The 17576-nt window shown below is 60.9% G+C and carries 16 protein-coding genes; all 16 read left to right on the top strand.

Annotated features, from left to right (window positions below; translation table 11 throughout):
* The first annotated feature begins 287 nt into the window (after positions 1-287).
* The 16 genes from H1B37_RS01200 to H1B37_RS01275 all read left to right on the top strand — a co-directional run bounded on the left by H1B37_RS01200 (position 288) and on the right by H1B37_RS01275 (position 17574).
* Positions 288-698 carry a hypothetical protein gene (locus H1B37_RS01200; protein WP_182864769.1) on the top strand — a complete coding sequence of 137 codons (411 nt, stop codon included), beginning with the start codon at positions 288-290 and terminating at the stop codon, positions 696-698.
* Between the two features lie 169 nt (positions 699-867).
* Entirely contained in the window at positions 868-1881 is a 1014-nt protein-coding gene (locus H1B37_RS01205; protein ID WP_182864770.1) for a polysaccharide biosynthesis/export family protein, read from the top strand.
* A gap of 14 nt (positions 1882-1895) precedes the next feature.
* Complete coding sequence (locus H1B37_RS01210; RefSeq protein WP_182864771.1) at positions 1896-2369, top strand: hypothetical protein; 474 nt, start codon at positions 1896-1898, stop codon at positions 2367-2369.
* Between the two features lie 74 nt (positions 2370-2443).
* Entirely contained in the window at positions 2444-3979 is a 1536-nt protein-coding gene (locus H1B37_RS01215; protein ID WP_182864772.1) for an O-antigen ligase family protein, read from the top strand.
* A 52-nt stretch (positions 3980-4031) separates the two neighbouring features.
* Entirely contained in the window at positions 4032-5591 is a 1560-nt protein-coding gene (locus H1B37_RS01220; RefSeq protein WP_182864773.1) for a lipopolysaccharide biosynthesis protein, read from the top strand.
* A gap of 55 nt (positions 5592-5646) precedes the next feature.
* Positions 5647-6693, top strand: coding sequence for a class I SAM-dependent methyltransferase (locus tag H1B37_RS01225; protein ID WP_182864774.1), 1047 nt, complete (start codon positions 5647-5649; stop codon positions 6691-6693).
* Positions 6686-7723 (top strand): glycosyltransferase family 2 protein, encoded by a 1038-nt coding sequence (locus tag H1B37_RS01230; protein WP_182864775.1) that lies wholly within the window; start codon positions 6686-6688, stop codon positions 7721-7723. Before H1B37_RS01225 ends, H1B37_RS01230 begins: the two co-directional genes overlap by 8 nt.
* Positions 7720-8847 (top strand): acyltransferase family protein, encoded by a 1128-nt coding sequence (locus H1B37_RS01235; protein ID WP_182864776.1) that lies wholly within the window; start codon positions 7720-7722, stop codon positions 8845-8847. Before H1B37_RS01230 ends, H1B37_RS01235 begins: the two co-directional genes overlap by 4 nt.
* Positions 8840-10003, top strand: coding sequence for a glycosyltransferase family 4 protein (locus tag H1B37_RS01240; protein WP_182864777.1), 1164 nt, complete (start codon positions 8840-8842; stop codon positions 10001-10003). Before H1B37_RS01235 ends, H1B37_RS01240 begins: the two co-directional genes overlap by 8 nt.
* Positions 10000-10929 (top strand): glycosyltransferase family 2 protein, encoded by a 930-nt coding sequence (locus H1B37_RS01245; RefSeq protein ID WP_182864778.1) that lies wholly within the window; start codon positions 10000-10002, stop codon positions 10927-10929. The genes H1B37_RS01240 and H1B37_RS01245 overlap by 4 nt, the downstream gene beginning before the upstream one ends.
* On the top strand, positions 10926-11627 hold the full coding sequence (locus H1B37_RS01250) for an acyltransferase (protein ID WP_286177282.1): 702 nt from the start codon (positions 10926-10928) through the stop codon (positions 11625-11627). The genes H1B37_RS01245 and H1B37_RS01250 overlap by 4 nt, the downstream gene beginning before the upstream one ends.
* Positions 11624-12697: a glycosyltransferase gene (locus tag H1B37_RS01255; protein WP_182864779.1), complete on the top strand. Its 1074-nt coding sequence runs from the start codon at positions 11624-11626 to the stop codon at positions 12695-12697. Before H1B37_RS01250 ends, H1B37_RS01255 begins: the two co-directional genes overlap by 4 nt.
* Positions 12697-14082, top strand: a complete 1386-nt coding sequence (locus H1B37_RS01260) for a phenylacetate--CoA ligase family protein (RefSeq protein WP_182864780.1) — start codon at positions 12697-12699, stop codon at positions 14080-14082. Before H1B37_RS01255 ends, H1B37_RS01260 begins: the two co-directional genes overlap by 1 nt.
* Positions 14079-15068: an endonuclease/exonuclease/phosphatase family protein gene (locus H1B37_RS01265; protein ID WP_182864781.1), complete on the top strand. Its 990-nt coding sequence runs from the start codon at positions 14079-14081 to the stop codon at positions 15066-15068. The genes H1B37_RS01260 and H1B37_RS01265 overlap by 4 nt, the downstream gene beginning before the upstream one ends.
* Positions 15065-16246 (top strand): glycosyltransferase, encoded by a 1182-nt coding sequence (locus H1B37_RS01270; RefSeq protein ID WP_182864782.1) that lies wholly within the window; start codon positions 15065-15067, stop codon positions 16244-16246. Before H1B37_RS01265 ends, H1B37_RS01270 begins: the two co-directional genes overlap by 4 nt.
* Positions 16216-17574, top strand: a complete 1359-nt coding sequence (locus H1B37_RS01275) for a glycosyltransferase (RefSeq protein WP_182864783.1) — start codon at positions 16216-16218, stop codon at positions 17572-17574. Before H1B37_RS01270 ends, H1B37_RS01275 begins: the two co-directional genes overlap by 31 nt.
* Positions 17575-17576: the final 2 nt, after the last annotated feature.

Raw genomic sequence — 17576 nt, forward strand, 5'->3', positions numbered from 1 at the left:
AGCGGGGAGGGGGCGCTGTGGCTCGAAAGCACTCTAATACCACCAATCGCCCCTCCCCTCGCTACGCTCGACCCTCCCTGCCAGGGAGGGTTAATTCTTAGCTTGATGCCTACGGGCTCTGTGCTGCGACGGGACTCTGTGCCGTGCGTTTGGACAGGGTGTTTTACAGGGCCGGGCTTGAGGGGATCTCAGGACAATTCGGCGTTTTTTTCAGAACGGAGGAAAGATATGCCGGTTAAGCAGACGATACGGTGGGTAAGCCTGGAACAACCTGTGGACAATCCGCAATGATCAAACAACTTCGCAAGACTGCCGCCCGATCGATCACCCTGGCGTGGATCGGTTTGACCGTGCTGTTGCCGGCATCGCAGAGCCACGCTCAGGCGCCGGCCGGTCGGCTGGGCGGAGGTTCGACGCGTGCGGGCCATTCTCCCTACCAACAGCGACTGTCGCCCTACCTGGACTTGCTCCGCAGCGACAACAGCATCCTCAGTCCGTATCACTCGTTCGTGCAGCCGCGGCAGCAGCTACGCCAGAACCAGACGCGGCAGTTCCAACAGCTGCAAAAGCTCCAGCGTGCCTTCGATCGATCCGCGACCGGAACGTCCGCCTCATCCGAGCGGACACAGACGGGGCGTGGCGGGACCTTCAACAACTACCTGCACTACTATCAATTCAATTCCGCCTACCGTCGTTGAACGATCGCACGTTCCGGCAACGCCCGGCGTTAGTGCCGATCGGCAGGCTCCCCTCAATCTTCCCCTCTCCATAGCAATCAACAACGTGAATTCCGTCGTCCGACCTCTGCAACGCTTCGCCCTCGGGCTGCTATCGGTATGCGCGCTGGCAAGTACCGGGTGTCAGCTGATGCAAGTTGCTGACGCGCCGAACGGATTGACGTCGATGATGGAACCGGGGTGCGATTCGGAAGCCGCGGTCGCCTTTGTGCCGCGCGAGTTGGACAAGGTGACCGTGCCGATGTATCGCATCGAGCCGCCGGACATTCTGACGATCGATGTCCAGCAAAACGTGTCTCAAGAACAACATGCGCTGCAACCCGGTGATCTGGTCACGATCAGTGTCAGCGGGACATTTCCCGGCGAACCGATCGATGGTGACTACCAGGTCGACTTGGGTGGCGTGATCCAATTGGGATTCAGTTATGGAGCGGTGGAGGTCGCCGGGCTGGGGGTCGACCAGGCGACGCGTCAGATCGAAGCCCACTTGAAGACTCAGCTGCAACAACCCGGCGTTTCGATGTCGTTGATCGGCGTGGCGGGAATCCAACCGATCGCCGGCGAACATCTGGTCGGTCCCGACGGCACGGTGACACTCGGCCAATACGGTTCGGTCCGACTGGCCGGATTGACGTTGGACGAGGCCCGTCATGCGATCGCCGCTCAGATGGCCAGCGAGTTCAGCGATCCGAAAGTCTCGGTGTCCGTCTATGCCTACAACAGCAAGGCCGTCTATGTGGTCACGCAAGGCGGCGGCATGGGGGACGAATTGGTTCGTCTGCCGTACACCGGCAGTGAAACGGTGATCGACGCGCTCAGCCAGATCAACGGCACCAGCTATGTCTCGTCCAGTCGGATGTGGGTCGCCCGGCCCAATCGCGAACAAGGCACCAGCGTGATGTTGCCGATCGATTGGGAAGGGATCACACAAATGGCCGATGTCACCACAAATTACCAGCTGTTGCCCGGCGACCGCATCTTCATCGCGCACAACAAACTCGTCGCCATCGATTCGGCGATCGCCAAGTTCACGTCGCCATTGGAGCGGATCCTGGGATTCACGCTGCTGGGCACCGGGACCGCCTCGCGGTTGTCCGGCAAAGTGCTTGACAAGACCAGCGGAGGCGTTGGGTTCGGCCAATAGCCCGGCATAAACAGATGCAGCATCGTCTCACCTCAATCACACACAAACGATCGACACCGCTCGCGATCGGCCGACTGGCCCTGGCCGGCCTGGTGTTGACGCTGGCCGGTTGCCAGTCCTGGCAGCTTCGCGGCAAACCCGGCGTGGTCACGCCCGCGGCCTACGATTCGATCGTCAACAACGCCGGATACCGCGAAACCAACTGGACCGCCCTGGATCCCTGTGACCCGTGGCAATCGCCGACCCATTACGAGCAGGTCGAAGAGGAATGGTATCTGAACGAAAGCGGCCAGGGGTTGCCCGCTCCGATCGAACAGACCGGTCACGAGGTCCCCGTGGAAATGGCGAACATTGACCTGCAGGCCGTCGCCCCGGAGATCGAAACCGAATCGACCGAAGCGACCGAAGCGGACAAGTGGTACGAGATCGGATCCGAGCCTGGAGACGACGACCGTCTCGAACAAGTCGAAATCGAGTACCTGCGTTAGCGATGTGGGAGAGGCATCCGGCCTGTCCACTGATCATTCGACAATCCACGCGCGGCAAGGAAGCAACAAGCGAGATGGCAACGGCGGTTTTCAACACCACCGATCACAACACAATCCCTCGCATCGACGGCGACGTCGATGACCGTCACGGCTGGGGATTTGCGTTGTTGTTGGCCACAACGGCGACGTTGTTTGTCCGCCCGGCCGACTTGGTTCCTGCGTTGGACAACTGGCCGATCTATCAGTTCTTGATCGTGGCCTGCATGATCGTTTCGGCGCGGGCGTGTCTGAACCAGATCAGCAACGCCAAGTTGATCGAACGCCCGGTCACCGCATCGCTGCTGGTGTTGCTGGTCGCCGTCGCCGTGTCGCATCTTTCGCACGGCTTTCTGTGGGCAGCCCGGATGTCGACCTACGAAGTCGGGAAATTGATCGCGCTTTATGCATTGATCACCGGCCTGGTCAACACGCCGGCGCGACTGGAGTTTTTTGTCCGCTGGTTGACGATCACCATCACGACGATGGCGACGCTGGTGTTGCTGGACCATTTCGGAATCCTCTCCATCGCTGCACTCGAATCGATCCAGGACCGCGGCGTGGTTCAAGACGGAACGGCCGAACAGGTCGAGCGGATTCGTGGAACTGGGATCTTTCAAGATCCCAATGACCTGGGGTTGATCCTGGTCACCGGACTCGTGTTCTGTGCCTCGTTTTTGACCAAACCCCGGACCGGCTTGGTCCGCTATGGCTGGCTGATCCCCGCCGCCGTGCTGATGTCCGCCTTGGCATTGACCCATTCACGCGGTGCACTGCTGTCATTGATCTGTGCCATCAGTACCGGATTGTGCTACTTTCGTGGCGGCAAACTGAGCGTGCTGGCACTCCCCGCCCTCTCGTTGATGGCGTTGGCCTTTTCCAGCCGGATGTCGGACGTCAACGCGATTCATGAAGGCACGGGGCAGGATCGAATTCAGATCTGGTCGGACAGCATGGGAGTCTGGCGGCAATACCCGCTGTTCGGTTTGGGCGAAGGGTTGATCGTCGATGAAATCGGCGTCGTCACGCACAACTCGTTCTTGCACTGCTTCGCGGAATTGGGGTTCTTCGGCGGCACCGCATTCGTCGCCTGTTTTTTGGCCGCCGGGATCGGTCTGTGGTCTTGGCGTCGCCGGCGTGAGAATCGACCCGCCGACCCGATGCCGATCAACGAGCCCACCGATGCAATCCGCCATCGGACGCAAACTCACGGGCAACAGAGCCCCTTGACGTTCGGACCCGGACGATCGCGCCAGACGGGTGATCTCACGTGCGACCGGATGGATACCGTTGACGATTCAGTCATTGAACACGCCAGAGTTTGCGGGTTCCTGTTTGCGGCCTTGATGGGGTGCATCGCCGCCATGCTGACGATCTCGCGGCAGTTCGTCGCGCCGACGTATTTGATCCTCGGGCTCGTGGCCGCTGCGGTCAACATCCCGCTGGACGCAACGCCCCAGGGCAAACCGGTCGACTTGCGGATCGGCAACCGGTTCTTGATCGTTTCGCTGTTGGCCGGTGCGGCATCCTTGTTGGTGTTCTACGTGACCATTCGCCTCTTGGTCCGCTGGTAAGAGACGTCCGCTGGTGATTTCAAACAGGGTGAATCAGTAAATACAAAATTCCATGGTTAGTTTCCGCGTCCTTTCCCGCAACATACTGAGCAACTGGGTGGCGTACGTCATTCAAGTGGCGATCACATTTTTCTTGACGCCCTTCGTGCTGCACCAGATCGGTGACTCGCGGTACGGCGTTTGGACGATCGTGATCAGCATCACCGGCTACTATGGGTTGCTGGACTTGGGATTGCGTGCCGGGATGACGCAGTACATCACGCGGTATTTTTCCAAACGCGATTTTGCACGTATGAATCGCGCCGCCAGCAGCGGGTTTGCGTTGCACTTGGGCTGCGCCGCCTGTGCGTTGCTGGTCACGCTGGCAACGGCGGTGTTGGCGCCGCTGTGTTTTTCGTTTCCGCCCGAGATCGAAACGGAGGCGGTGTGGTGCGTTCTGATCCTGGGGTGTTCGACCGCGATCCAGTTGCTGTTGTTTCCCTTTTCGGTCGCCTTGACCGCGCGGCAGCGTTTTGACCTGATCACTGCCGCCGGCCTATTCAGCCGGATCGTGTCGGCGACCGCGACGGTGTTGCTATTGCTGGCCGGATACGGGCTGATCGGGGTCTGTGCGGCCGGTGCGGCGGGAAACCTGCTCGATTATGCACTTCGCTGGGCGATCGGACGAAAGATCCTTCCCGAACTGACGATCTCGTTGCGTTTGGCCAATTGGGCCAGTTGCCGCGAATGCATGACGTTCGGCTTTTGGAGTGCCCTGTTGGCGGTCAGCCATCTGGTCATCCGCCTTTCCGACGCCCTGGTGATCGGGCTGTTCATGCCGGTCTCGGCTATCGCCTACTTTGCCCTGGCCAATAACTTGATGAAGTACTTTGCGAATCTCTTTGTTCCCGTCAGCCAGGTCTTCTACCCGGCGGCGACGGACTTGGACGCCCACGATGATTTGCGCGGTCTGCAAACGCTGTATCTGAAGGGCACGCGGATGCTGTCGCTGGTCGCAATCAGCGCGGCGATGATCACCGGTCTGTGGGCCAGCGACTTTTACCGATTGTGGGTCGGCGATCGATACGTCCATACCGATTCCTACCACTCCGTCGCACTGTTGTTCCAGATTCTGCTGGTTGGGGCGTTGTTCACCGCCGGCACCGGGATCGGATCCAAAATCCTGTTGGGCCGGCGCAAGTTCAAAGGGCTGACGTGGTTGATGCTGGTCGAAGGCAGCTTGAATCTGCTGATCAGCATCGCCTTGATCCGGCCGCTGGGGCTGTTGGGGGTGGCGATCGGAACGACGCTGCCGGCCGTCCTGTGCCGCGGCATCGTGCACCCGGTCATCGTCTGCGGCAACCTGCAACTCGGCTTCAAAGACTTTAACCGGCAAATCCTCTGGCCGGCCGTTGTCGTCGTCACCCTACTGACGCCGATGGTGATGGCAGTCCACCACGTCACCTCACCGAGCAATTGGACCGAAATGGTGTTCGGGGGAAGCCTGGCCACGGTGATCGCCGCGGCCATGATCGGTGGATTCGGCCTCAATACCTCCGATCGACAGCGTTACCTTTTCCCGACCCTCCGGCGGATGACCCGAATCCGCGGCGTCCTGGAGGCCAAACCATGAATCCGTTTTCCCGCGATCGTCACTCGCTGTACCGCAGCGAAAGGAACCCCCAGCGATGAGTCGTTTTACAGCAACCTGCCGACGCATCTCGCGGGCGCCACGAACACTGGTGTCCCGAGTGATTTCGCGCCGTCACTCCGTCGCGACAAAACGTGACCAGTGGTTCGTCGATTATCACTCCGACCCCTCGCGGCAAGTGGTCGGGTTGCGCGACAAGACCGACCAGCGGCTGAAATTGTTTCGTACCGAAGACATCGCGGGCAAACGCGTGCTGGACGCCGGGTGCAACATGGGGGCGATCGTCAATCACTGCGTGAAACTGGGGGCCCGCCGAGTCACCGGATTGGACTTTGACAGCGCCGCGGTCGACCGTGCGCGAACGCTGTACAGCGGGCCGACGACCGCGTTTCGATGCGACGACTTGGACAATCCCCTGGCTGCACTCGAGCCACATGACACCGTCATGTTCCTGTCCGTCTACGGAACCAAGGAACTGGAGGACCGCAATTCCATCCTCAGCCGATTGGCGGGCTTGTCGCAGGTCATGTACTTCGAGGGCCATCATGGCGATGATCCACGTCAATGCGCCTGGGTGCTGCTCAAATACGGCGGGTTTCAAACGATCGAGTTCCTCGGTCATACCAACGATGAACTTCGCCAAGATTCCATCGGGCGGCCCTTCTTCCGGTGTGACCGCGTCGCGCGTGACGTGACGATCGTTCCCGAGCTGGTCGAAAAACACATTCACAAGGATTCGGCATTCAAGATGGCGGTGGTCGGCCGCTCCGGCGCGGGCAAATCCTACCTGGCCAAACAATGGGCCGCCGACCGTCGCTTTGACGGCGTCACGATCTTGGACGACGTCAACGATCGGGATCAAATCCGCTCGACCGGGCGTCTGGTGCTGTTGGACTATCGCGCCGGAACCTACATCGACGAAATCGACACGTTCGTTTTCTTGGATGTCGACGAGAACACACGGCTGAAACGATTTGACGGCGATCCGCTGCGACAAGACGACTACAACGCCCTGCTGCGGACGCCGCCGGTGCAGGGAAACTTTTTAAGCTTCTATCGAATCGAGGCGAGGCGTGATGGCTGACCACCCTGCCGCACTCGCCGGGCGGAAGGCGTCTGTGTTCATCCCGTCCCGCCCCAGACGGGCAGACCCGGCGCGCGTGTCGGTGATCATTCCGACCTACAACTGCGCCCGATACATCGGCGATGCGCTGCGGTCGGTTGCAACCCAGGCCTATGCCGATCTGGAAATCGTTGTCGTGGACGACGGGTCCAGCGATGACACGTCCGATGCGGTCGACCGATCCGGTGTGCCATGCACGTATTTGACGAACCGGCAGTCCAAGGGGCCGGCGGGGGCGCGAAATCAAGGGATCCGGCACAGCGACGGTGATTACGTCGCCTTCTTGGATGCCGACGATGCCTGGCTGCCGAACAAATTGAATCTTCAACTTGCCGCCTTGAAGGCCGATCGACACTTGGTCGCCGTCGGTGGCGTGATGATCCCTTGGACAGACAGCTCGCCGTCGGTCGCCATCCCCGCAGCGGTTCGGTGCTACAGCTTTGACGAAATGATCCTGCGCAATCGTCTGGGCACGCCGACGGTCGTCTGCCGTCGCGACGCGCTCGCGGCGGTCGGCCTGTTTGACGAACAGATGCACATCTCCGAGGACTACGACTTGTGGCTGCGGCTGAGCCGATTCGGGGCGGTCGGCCGAATCGAAACGCCGCTGGCCCGATACCGCCAGCGGCCCGACGGGATCAGCGCGGGAAACCGTGACCGCACCTTTGCCCTGGACATGCAGTTTGCCCGCTCGTTGCCCCGGCGATATGCCGATGTGCCGGGGATCGGGGCTCTGGTCCAACGCGGACTCGCCGCTCGAGAGTTGGAACGGGCGATCGAATTGTGCGATGTGGAAGGGCGTCACTGGAAGGCGTTCTGCGCGACCGTTCGCTCGATCCGTCATTGGCCGTGGGCCAATCCGCTCGGCCAGCAACGCCCCCTGACCCGTCTGCGACGCGTCCGCCGCATCATGCTGGACGCCGTGCAGACGTGGCGATTGCCAGCAGCAAACCGGTCCCCTGCTCACGCCGCACAGGAGATCGATCGATGAAAGAATCACACCCCGGCGGCATGCCGACCTACATCACCGAACTGGACGCGTTGCGAGGGATCGCCGCGATCGCCGTTTTGTGCTGCCATCTTCCCCGCGGGTTCTGGTTCGGCGCAACCGGCGTGGATCTGTTCTTTGTCCTGTCGGGGTTCTTGATCACCGGTATCATCCAACGAAACCTCGATCAACCGCGATTTTTGCGGGCATTTTATTGGCGCCGAAGCCTGCGGATTTTGCCACTGTATTACCTGGTGATCCTGATCGCCTATGTCGCCAACCTGATCCGCGCCACGCCGGCGGACACATCGGGAATCGCCTATTACCTGGTTTATCTTCAAAACATCCATCAGTATTGGGGCGCCGAAACACCTCCGGTGGACCTCGGTTTAGGGCACACGTGGACCTTGGCGATCGAGGAACAGTTCTACCTGTTGTGGCCGGCGGCGTTGCTACTGATACGCGGGCGTGCAAAGTATTGGCTTGCCGGCGTGCTGGTCGTGTTGCCGATCGCGTTGCGCGTCCAAGGGTTGCCCAAAACGGTGCTGCTGGGCCATACCGACAGCCTTGCCATGGGAGCCTTGTTGGCTTGGACCATGCTCCGCACCCGGTCCAGCGGACGCCAGCGCCAAGCGGTCTGCTATGCGACGATCGCAGGGACGTGCTTTGTCAGCTATTGGGCGCTGTATTGGATTCTCTGTACCAAAAATCCGACGTTGACCGGCGGAGAGTATCTGCAGATGTCATTGCCGGTCGCCATCATCAGCCTTGCCTATCTTGGCGTGATCGGTCTGTTCGTCTCGATGTCCGGTAGCCGTTTGCTGTCGCCGTTTCGCAACAAGGTTTTGGTCGGTTTGGGGACGATCAGTTACGGACTTTACCTGTACCACCTGGTGCTGTACGAGAACTTGGACACGCTGGTGAAGTTCCGCTGGAAGATGGGCGACCCATGGTGGCTGGACGTGAGCAAGCTGATCGTTTCACTGGTGGTTGCCGCGCTGTCATGGCGGTTCTTTGAACAACCGATTCTGCGGCTGAAAGATCGCTTCCGCTACGACGTTAAGTCCGGCGTGGCCGGTCAACTGGCGCCGTCACTGGCAACCGCGGGAGCACCGGCCCATGAATAAAATCTGCATCGCATCATCGGGGTTGGGACACGTCGCGCGGGGGATCGAAGCCTGGGCCGACGACTTGGCTGGCGCGCTGGCCGATCGCGGTGAAGACGTCATCCTGTGCAAGGGAGCCGGCGAACCCCAACGTGACATCGATCGCGTCGTTCCCTGTTGGACCCGCGATGCCGCCAAGACGCGCTTGCTGGTGCAGTCCCTACCCGCGGCACTCGGTTGGCGGATCGGCATGGGCAGCGGCTACGCGGTCGAACAAACCACGTTTGCCCGCAATCTGATCAAAGTGCTGCAGACGGAAGACGTCGATGTGCTGCATGTCCAAGACCCCTTTGTTGCGTTGCAGGTCCAAAAGGCCCTCCGCCGCGGTCGCGTCAAGACGCGAACCATCTTGGCCCACGGCACCGAAGAACCGCTCGAATTTCAACGGCGGATCACCTACCTGCAACACCTTGCCCCCTGGCACCACCGGCAAGCCCGCCAGGCCGGACTGGATCGAGACTCCTGGACGACGATCCCCAACTTTATCGATACCGATCACTTTCGCCCCGGCAGCCATCCCGCACTGCGCGAGGAACTTGGCATCCCGCCAGACGCACGCGTCGTGTTGGTCGCCGCGGCAATCAAGCGAAAACATAAGCGCATTGATTATGTGGTCAACGAATTCCGCACGTTGCTTGATCGACATCCCGACTTGCCGGCTTGGCTGGTCGTCGCCGGTGGTCACGAACCGGAAACCGATGCCCTGATCGCGACGGCAAAGGCATTGCTAGGAGACCGCATTCGGTTTCTGGTGCGATTCCCCCGCGTGCGGATGGCCGACCTGTATCGCACCGCCGACGTGTTTTCGCTCGGCAGTTTGAAGGAGATGATGCCGATCGCGCTGTTGGAAGCCACCGCCAGCGGGCTGCCCTGTGTGGTGCATCGGCACCCGGTGATGCAGTGGATGGTCGGTGCCGGCGGCCGAGCGATCGATCTTTCCACGCCGGGAAATCTGGCCGCCGCCTGGGCGGAATGGCTGGCCGATCCCTATCAGTCACGACCGATCGGTCGGGCCGCGCGACGACACTGTTGTGATCACTTCAGCACCGAGGTGGTGGTCGACCAAATCCTGCGTTATTACCGTCAGGTCTGCGATGACAGGAGGCTGGCCGCATGAGCGTTCCTACCGTCAGCGTCGTGATCCCGGCCTACAACGCCGCGGCAACCATCGCCCGCGCGATCGACAGTTGTCTTGCGCAAACCGTCCCGGTCTCGCAAGTCATCGTGATCGATGACGGCAGCCGCGATGGGCTTGCCGAGATCGTCCGACAGTACCGCCCGCCGGTCATGCTGATCCGACAAACCAATTCACGAACCGCCGCCGCCCGGAACCGAGGCCTGGACGCGGCGACCGGCGACTTCATCGGTTTCCTTGACGCCGACGATCATTGGGAACCGAACAAGATTGAGCGTCAACTGGCGATCTTCGCGGCCCATCGACAGGTCAGCGTCGTCGCCGGCAGATTCTACTGCCAAACGCCCGGTCAATCGCGAACCTTAAACCCGTCCAAAGCCGATTCGTGGTACGACCGACCGATCCGAGCCGCCGGCCCCGATGCCTTCATGATCGGGACGCTGCACTGGACCGGGACGGTGTTGGTCCGACGCCAGGCGATTGAGAAACTGCGTTTCGTCTCGGGGTTGGAACCTGCCGAAGATCGCGACATGTGGATTCGCCTGGCGGCCGGCAACACGGTGTACTTGGATTCGCAACCCTTGGCGACCGCCGTTTTAGAACCGTGCAGCCTGTCACGCGGCAGCATCGAAGTCGACTGCACCAAGATGTTGGAGGTCATCGACCGACACGCCGAGTTGCTCGGTCTTGCGTCGCGGTTGTTCTGGACCAGCTATGTCCGCTATCGCTGGGCAGCGATGGATCCGTCACCGTCAACCGCCCTGCCCATGTTAATGCGTTCGGTGCTCAGCTGGCCGTTGCCGTTTGCGGGGATGCCCGCCATGAAACGACTGGGCCGATTGAAGCGGCTGGCCGTTTTGTTGCGGCAATCGATGCTGCATCGCAACCAACCCGAAGGAGCGGCATGATGCGTGAACAGCTCAAGACAGTGGTGCGATGGTTATTGCAACGTCATTTGCCGGTGACGAAAGTCAACCGCCCGGTCGTTGCGGGATTGTACCGGTCGCACGTTGCGGCGCGAGAGTTGATCGCTTGGACGGCGCGATTCTTCTGGTACGAACCGCTGTTTCGCAGCCAATGCGATCGGGTCGGACAACGATTTTTGATGGAGCAGTTGCCCTATCTGATCGGTCGCGGAACATTGGTCATCGGCGACGACGTTCGGTTATCAGGAAAGTCGTCGTTTGCCTTCAGCTCACGACACGTCGCTTCACCGGAGCTGACGGTCGGAAGCGGGACGTTCATCGGGCACAACTGCGCGTTCGTGGTCGGACGCGAGATTCGCATCGGCAACCATTGCCTGATCGCCGGCGGTGTGCGGATCAGCGATTTTGATGGCCACCCCATCAATGCCGTCGATCGGCGGAACGGATTGACCACACCGTCAAGCGAAGTGGCGGCGGTTTCGATCGGTGATGATGTCTGGGTCGGGCACGGCGCGATGGTGTTGAAGGGTGTCCGAATCGGCGATCGCGCCATCGTGGGGGCGCGGTCGGTTGTGACCAAAGACGTCCCCGATGACACGATCGTGGCCGGCAATCCGGCGCGCGTGGTCAAGTCGCTTGCCCCGGCCGCGGTTTCCTTGTTCAGCGAGGAGGCCGCATGAACGCGCGACATGTCGTTCACATCTCGCTGGGGACTCAGGTCGGCGGGATGGAAAAACTGCTCGTCGAATTCGCCCGCTTCACCGACCGGTCCCGGTACCGGTTGAGCTTCGTCTCGCTGCAACGGCGAGGCGAACTGGCGGCGGAAATCGAATCGCATCGCTGGCCGGTGATTGCGATGAACAAGGCCGAAGGGCTGAAACCCGCTTTGGCCCTAAGGCTCGCCAAAACGCTGCGCCGAATCAAGCCGGACGTCGTTCATACCCACAACACCGCGGCCTATGTTTACGGCGTTGCCGCGGCACGGCTTGCCGGTGTGCCGCGTGTCATCCATACACGACACGGCCAACGCTTCGAATCCTCACGCCGACAAACCTCGCTGTTCCGTGGCCTGTCGCGATGGGTCGACCGGGTGGTCAGCGTGTCCAGCGACGGCGCCCGATTGTCGGTCGACGAAGGCATCGCGGCCGACAAAACGGTCACCATCTTCAACGGTGTCGACTTGCAGCGGTTTGCGATGGTCCCTGACCGACCCCGCGGACGGGCCGTCGTCGTGGCCCGGCTGAGCCCCGAAAAAGACGTCGCCTCACTGATCCATGCGATCCGTGTCGCCAAACAACACGGATGCCGGTTGAACTTGGACATCATCGGTGACGGCAGCGAGCGGCAGCCTTTGGAATCGCTGACACGATCGTTTCAGCTGTGTGATCAAATTCGATTCCACGGCATTCGCGACGACATCCCCGCGGTACTGGCCCAGGCGTCGATGTTCGTGTTGCCTTCGGTCACCGAAGGCATCTCGCTGACGCTGTTGGAAGCGATGGCCACCGGACTGCCGGTCGTGGCCTGTGATGTCGGCGGCAACCCCGAGGTCGTCGCCGACGGCCGGACCGGAATCCTGGTACCGCCACGCGATCCCGCGGCCCTTGCCGGCGCGATCCGACGACTGGACGAAGACCGGCATTTGGCACGGCGGTTTGGCAGCGAAGGGCGTGCCCGCGTCGAGTCCAAATTCTGTGTCCGCAAAATGGTGCACGCCTACCAGCAACTCTACTCCGGCGAGGCAGCGTGATGATCGATTGGGCCTATCAGAACGTCATCATTCGCGGATTCGAATCGGGGCTGAAGCGTCGCAAGACGTTTCGGTACTGGCGCGAACTGGAATCCAGCCAGTGGCGGTCGCGACGGGAGATCGAATCCTTGCAAGTCCGCCGGCTACGCGCGTTGCTGGACCACTGCAACACGTACAGCCCTTGGTATCGCGATCGCTGGGCCGAGTACGGGATCGACGTCCGGGGCATCGCATCGCTAGCGGATTTACGGTCGTTTCCGATCACGACCCGCGCCATGATGCGCGACAATGCGGCCGACATCCGCTCGTCCCAAAACGGCATCGGCTTCGTGTCCAAGGCGACCGGTGGGTCCAGCGGAGCCCCGCTGCGGTTCTTGATCGAACGCGACGCCAACGATCGCCGGGTGGCGGCGGCGTTTCGCGGTTATGGCTGGGCCGGAGCTTCACCGGGGACTCGCCAGTCTCACCTATGGGGAATCAATTTGAGCCCATTGTCGATGCGACAGAAGGTGAAAGAACATTGTTACGCACGTCTACTGTATCGCCGCGACGTTTTGAACAGCTTTCAGATGTCGGATTCTAACGCCGGCCGCTACGTCAAACGATTGAACCAGTTTCGCCCCAAGGTCCTGGTGGCGTACGCCAATCCCTTGTTCGCCTTAGCCAGGGCCATTGATGAACGCGGCATTTCGGTTCACCGCCCGGAATCGATCATCGTCGGCTCGGAAAAACTGTACGACCACCAGCGGGAATTGATCGAGCGTGTGTTTGGGGCACCCGTCTATGAAACCTATGGCTCGCGGGAGTTCACGCTGATCGCGGCCGAGTGCGACCACCACCAGGGGTTGCATGTGACGAGCGAGAATCTGATCGTCGAAGTGGTCGACGACGATGGCAACCCGGTCGGGACCGGCGAAGAAGGTCAAATCGTCGTCACCGACTTGTTCAACACGGCGATGCCGTTTGTCCGTTACGCGATCGGTGATCGTGCGGTGGCAGCGGCCGGCAGCTGTCCCTGTGGTCGAGGGTTGCCGTTGTTGGAAAAGATCGTCGGTCGACAAATGGACGTGTTGCGATTGCCCGACGGCCGCAACCTGCCCGGAGCATTCTTTCCACATCTGATCAAAGACATCCCGGCGGTCCGCCAATTCCAAGCCGTCCAAACGCAGCCGGACAAGATTCAGTTGCACTTGGTCGTCGATGAAACCTGGAACGCCGAGCACGGTGACGCGCTTCGCCGGCGGATCATCCACACGATCGGCGAATCTTCCCAGTTAGAAATCCGGCGGGTCGATCAAATCGACTTGACGGCCGCGGGAAAACTAAGGGTCGTCGTTGCCTACTCCGACCATCGCACCGTCCATCAACCCAGGATTGCGGGATGAGACGCGCGACGCTGATTCTGGCGATCTTGTATCTGTTGTTGCTGGTCATCGGCGCCGCGTTGATGCACACGCGTCTGAATTCGCATTGGTTGATCACCGTGTTTCTGTTTTCGCCTCGCTGGGTCGTCGCGTTGCCGCTGTTGTTGCTTGTCCCGTTGACGCTGCTCGTTCGATGGCGATTGACGCCCGTTTACTTGATTCACACCGGTTTGATCCTGTTTCCGATCCTCGATTTCCAACTGCCGCGTTCCCCGGCAACGTCAACGGAGGCGACGCCAACGATTCGAGTGCTGACGTGCAACGTCGGCGGCGGCACCCTGGATGATCGGCGGCTGATCGAACTGCTCCGCGAACACCAAGTCGACGTGATGCTGCTGCAGGAATGCACTCAAGCGGTTGCCGATCCATTGATGGGACAACTCGGTTGGAACCACCGACAAATGCACCACGTCCTGATCGCCAGCCCGCTGCCGTTAAGCCAGCCGCGAATTTTGGGCCGGCAGCCGCGAGCCAATTTCAATGCGGTGGCGGCCATCGGTTGCCAACTGACGCTGCCGCAAGGCGATCGAATTCAATTGGCGTCGATCCATCTGCCCACCTTTCGACCGGCATTGGAAAAGATTCAAAACTTTGATTTCCAACACGGCCCCGACGCCATCGACCGACTGGGACAGACCCGCCGCGGCATCTCAATGCGCGTGGCCGAAGCGGTCGGCGACGTCAATTTTCCGACGATCCTGGCGGGGGATTTCAACGTCCCGGTCGAAAGCGTCTTTTACCGTGATTATTGGAGCCCCTATCAAAACGCGTTCTCGATCGCCGGATCTGGATTGGGTTACACCAAGTACACCCGTTTTCATGGGATCCGAATCGATCACATCTTGGCCGATAAAAACTGGGACGTCCTTTCCGCCCAGGTCGGCCCCGATTTGGGTGGCGATCACCGCCCGGTGATCGCGGAGCTAGCCAGCAGGTCCCGCCCATGAACATTCTGTACATCGCGACGACCTACCCGACCCCGACCAGCCCTCGCCAAGGGATGTTCAATCGTCATCTGGTGGACGCCCTGCGGGCCGGCAACGAGGTGCGGGTGATCGCACCGGTTCCGTGGCTGGAACGTTTACGGCCGCTCCGTCCTGGTTCCACGCAAGCGGAATCACCCCACGATTACCATCCCACCTACGTCTACCCGCCGAAATTGATGCGGAGTCGCTACGACGAATTCTATTGGCAATCGATCTTGCCCGCACTCAAACAGATCGAAAAATCCTTCGCACCGGATCTGGTGATGGGCTATTGGTTACATCCCGATGGCAGCGCCGCCCAGCGCGCCGCATGGCACTTCGACTGCCCGTGCGTTGTGTTTTCCGGCGGAAGCGACCTGCGACTCCTGCCCCGCAACTCTGTCCGGCGCCGCGTGATCCGAAAGGTCTTGGCCGACGCGGATCGATTGGTCGTCGTCAGCGGGGACTTGGCCGCCAGGGCGATCGATCTTGGCATGCCGGCCGACAAGATCGATGTCGTCTATCGCGGCGTCGACCAAGAGTGTTTTCATCCGCGTCCTCGTTGTCAGGCCCGTGTCGCGTGCGGTTTGCCCGACGACGCGATCGCTTTGTTGTGGTCCGGCCGATTGGAACCGGTCAAAAACCCGACGCTGCTGTTGCGTGCCGCCCAGCACTGGCGGCAGCATTGGGGCGATCGGTTGCAAATCATGATCGCCGGTGATGGTTCGATGCGGAAAGACCTGATCAAGCTTCGCTCACAACTGAACTTGGATTCGTGCGTGCGATTCGAAGGGAATCTCAGCCAGCAAGAACTGGCCGTTCGCTACAACGCGGCCGATGTGATGGTTTTGACTAGCCACAGCGAAGGGGTTCCGAACGTGTTGTTGGAGTCCATTGCGTGCGGCGTGCCGTTTGTCGCGACCGACGTCGGCGGGGTGTCCGAAATTGCGACTCTGGGCGTCGACCGACTGATTGCCGACAACGACCGGGACCAGTTGATCGATGCAGTCGTGCGGCAGGTGGAGCAACAGGCTGTCATTCCGTCGGAAGTCCCGCGGGCGTTTGTGCCCGACGGGTTGCCCGAAATGGCGGCGCGTTTCGAAGCGGTCTTTCGGCGAACGCTGGCGAATTGGAATTCAAAATTCGGCAAGGCGGGATGATGACTCGCGATCAACGACGCCTGCTCTTGATTAGCTACGCCTACCCTCCCGTGGGTGGCGGCGGTGTTCAACGCAGCGTGAAATTTGCTAAGTACCTGCCCCAGTATGATTGGCGACCGACGGTGCTGACCGCGGCCGATCCCTCCGTGCCGGTCCGCGACAGCGATTTGTCGATGGAACTGGATCCGGAAACGACCGTGCTGCGGGCCCGCACATTCGAACCGTCGTATCGAACGAAGCAAAAACTGATCGCGACACAAACCGAGTCTTCGTTCTCGCCGAAGCAATGGATCAGGCGGTCTGCCCGCAAGGCGGCGATGGCGTTGCTGCAACCCGACCCGCAAGTCCTGTGGAACCCGTCCGCATCGCGACTGGCGACACGGACGCTTCGCGACATTCCCCACGAAGCGGTCTACGTGACCGGTCCACCGTTTTCGTCCTTCTTGCTGGGCCGGACGCTTAAGCGTCGCTTCGGATTGCCGTTGGTCTTGGATTTTCGCGATGAATGGTTGTTGGCCAGTCGTCACTTTGAAAACCACCAGCGATCGGCGATCGAGATCCGTCGGCAGCGGAAACTCTTGGACAAGGTACTGCGGGCGGCCGATGCGGTGGTGGCAACGACGCAAGCGAGTGCGAACGAACTTTCGCGCCAGATCGACGCTGCCGGCGGGCGGGCTTCGGTGCACTGCATCTACAACGGCTACGACGAAGACGACGTTGCGCAGCGGTCGACCGAGACGTCGGCCTCGGATCGATTGCGGATCGTCTACACCGGCACGCTCTGGAAACTGACGGACATTTCGCCGCTCGTCGACGCGCTGCTGCAATTGGCCACGACGGATCCCGATTCGGCGGCCCGCATCGACTTGGTCCTCGCGGGCAGACGCACGCCGCATCAGGACGCGATCGTCCGAAAGCTGGATCCGACGTGCGTCAACGTCCAAGGCCACGATTACCTGCCGCACGGCCAGTCGCTGGAATTGGCCGCGTCGGCCGACGTGTTGCTGTTGCTGTTGGCTGACCAGCCGGGCGCCGAGCGTGTCGTGCCGGCCAAACTGTTCGAATACCTGGCGCTCAGGCGACCGATCTTGGCCGTTTGTGGCGACGGGGAAACGGCCTCGTTGGTTGGTCGGCACGGACACACGTTGCGGTTTTCTCCCAGCCACGCCGACGGCATCGCCCGGTGCCTGGTCAAACTGCTCGACCAGCGGCCGGTGGTCGCCGATGCTGACGCGCCCTCCCTGGACCAATTCTCGCGCCGTGTTCAGACCGGCCAGCTGGCCGCGATCATGAATGCCGTCAGTCGATGTCGTTCATCCCTCACGTGATC

This window comes from Stieleria mannarensis (assembly GCF_014154935.1).
Taxonomy (GTDB): domain Bacteria; phylum Planctomycetota; class Planctomycetia; order Pirellulales; family Pirellulaceae; genus Stieleria; species Stieleria mannarensis.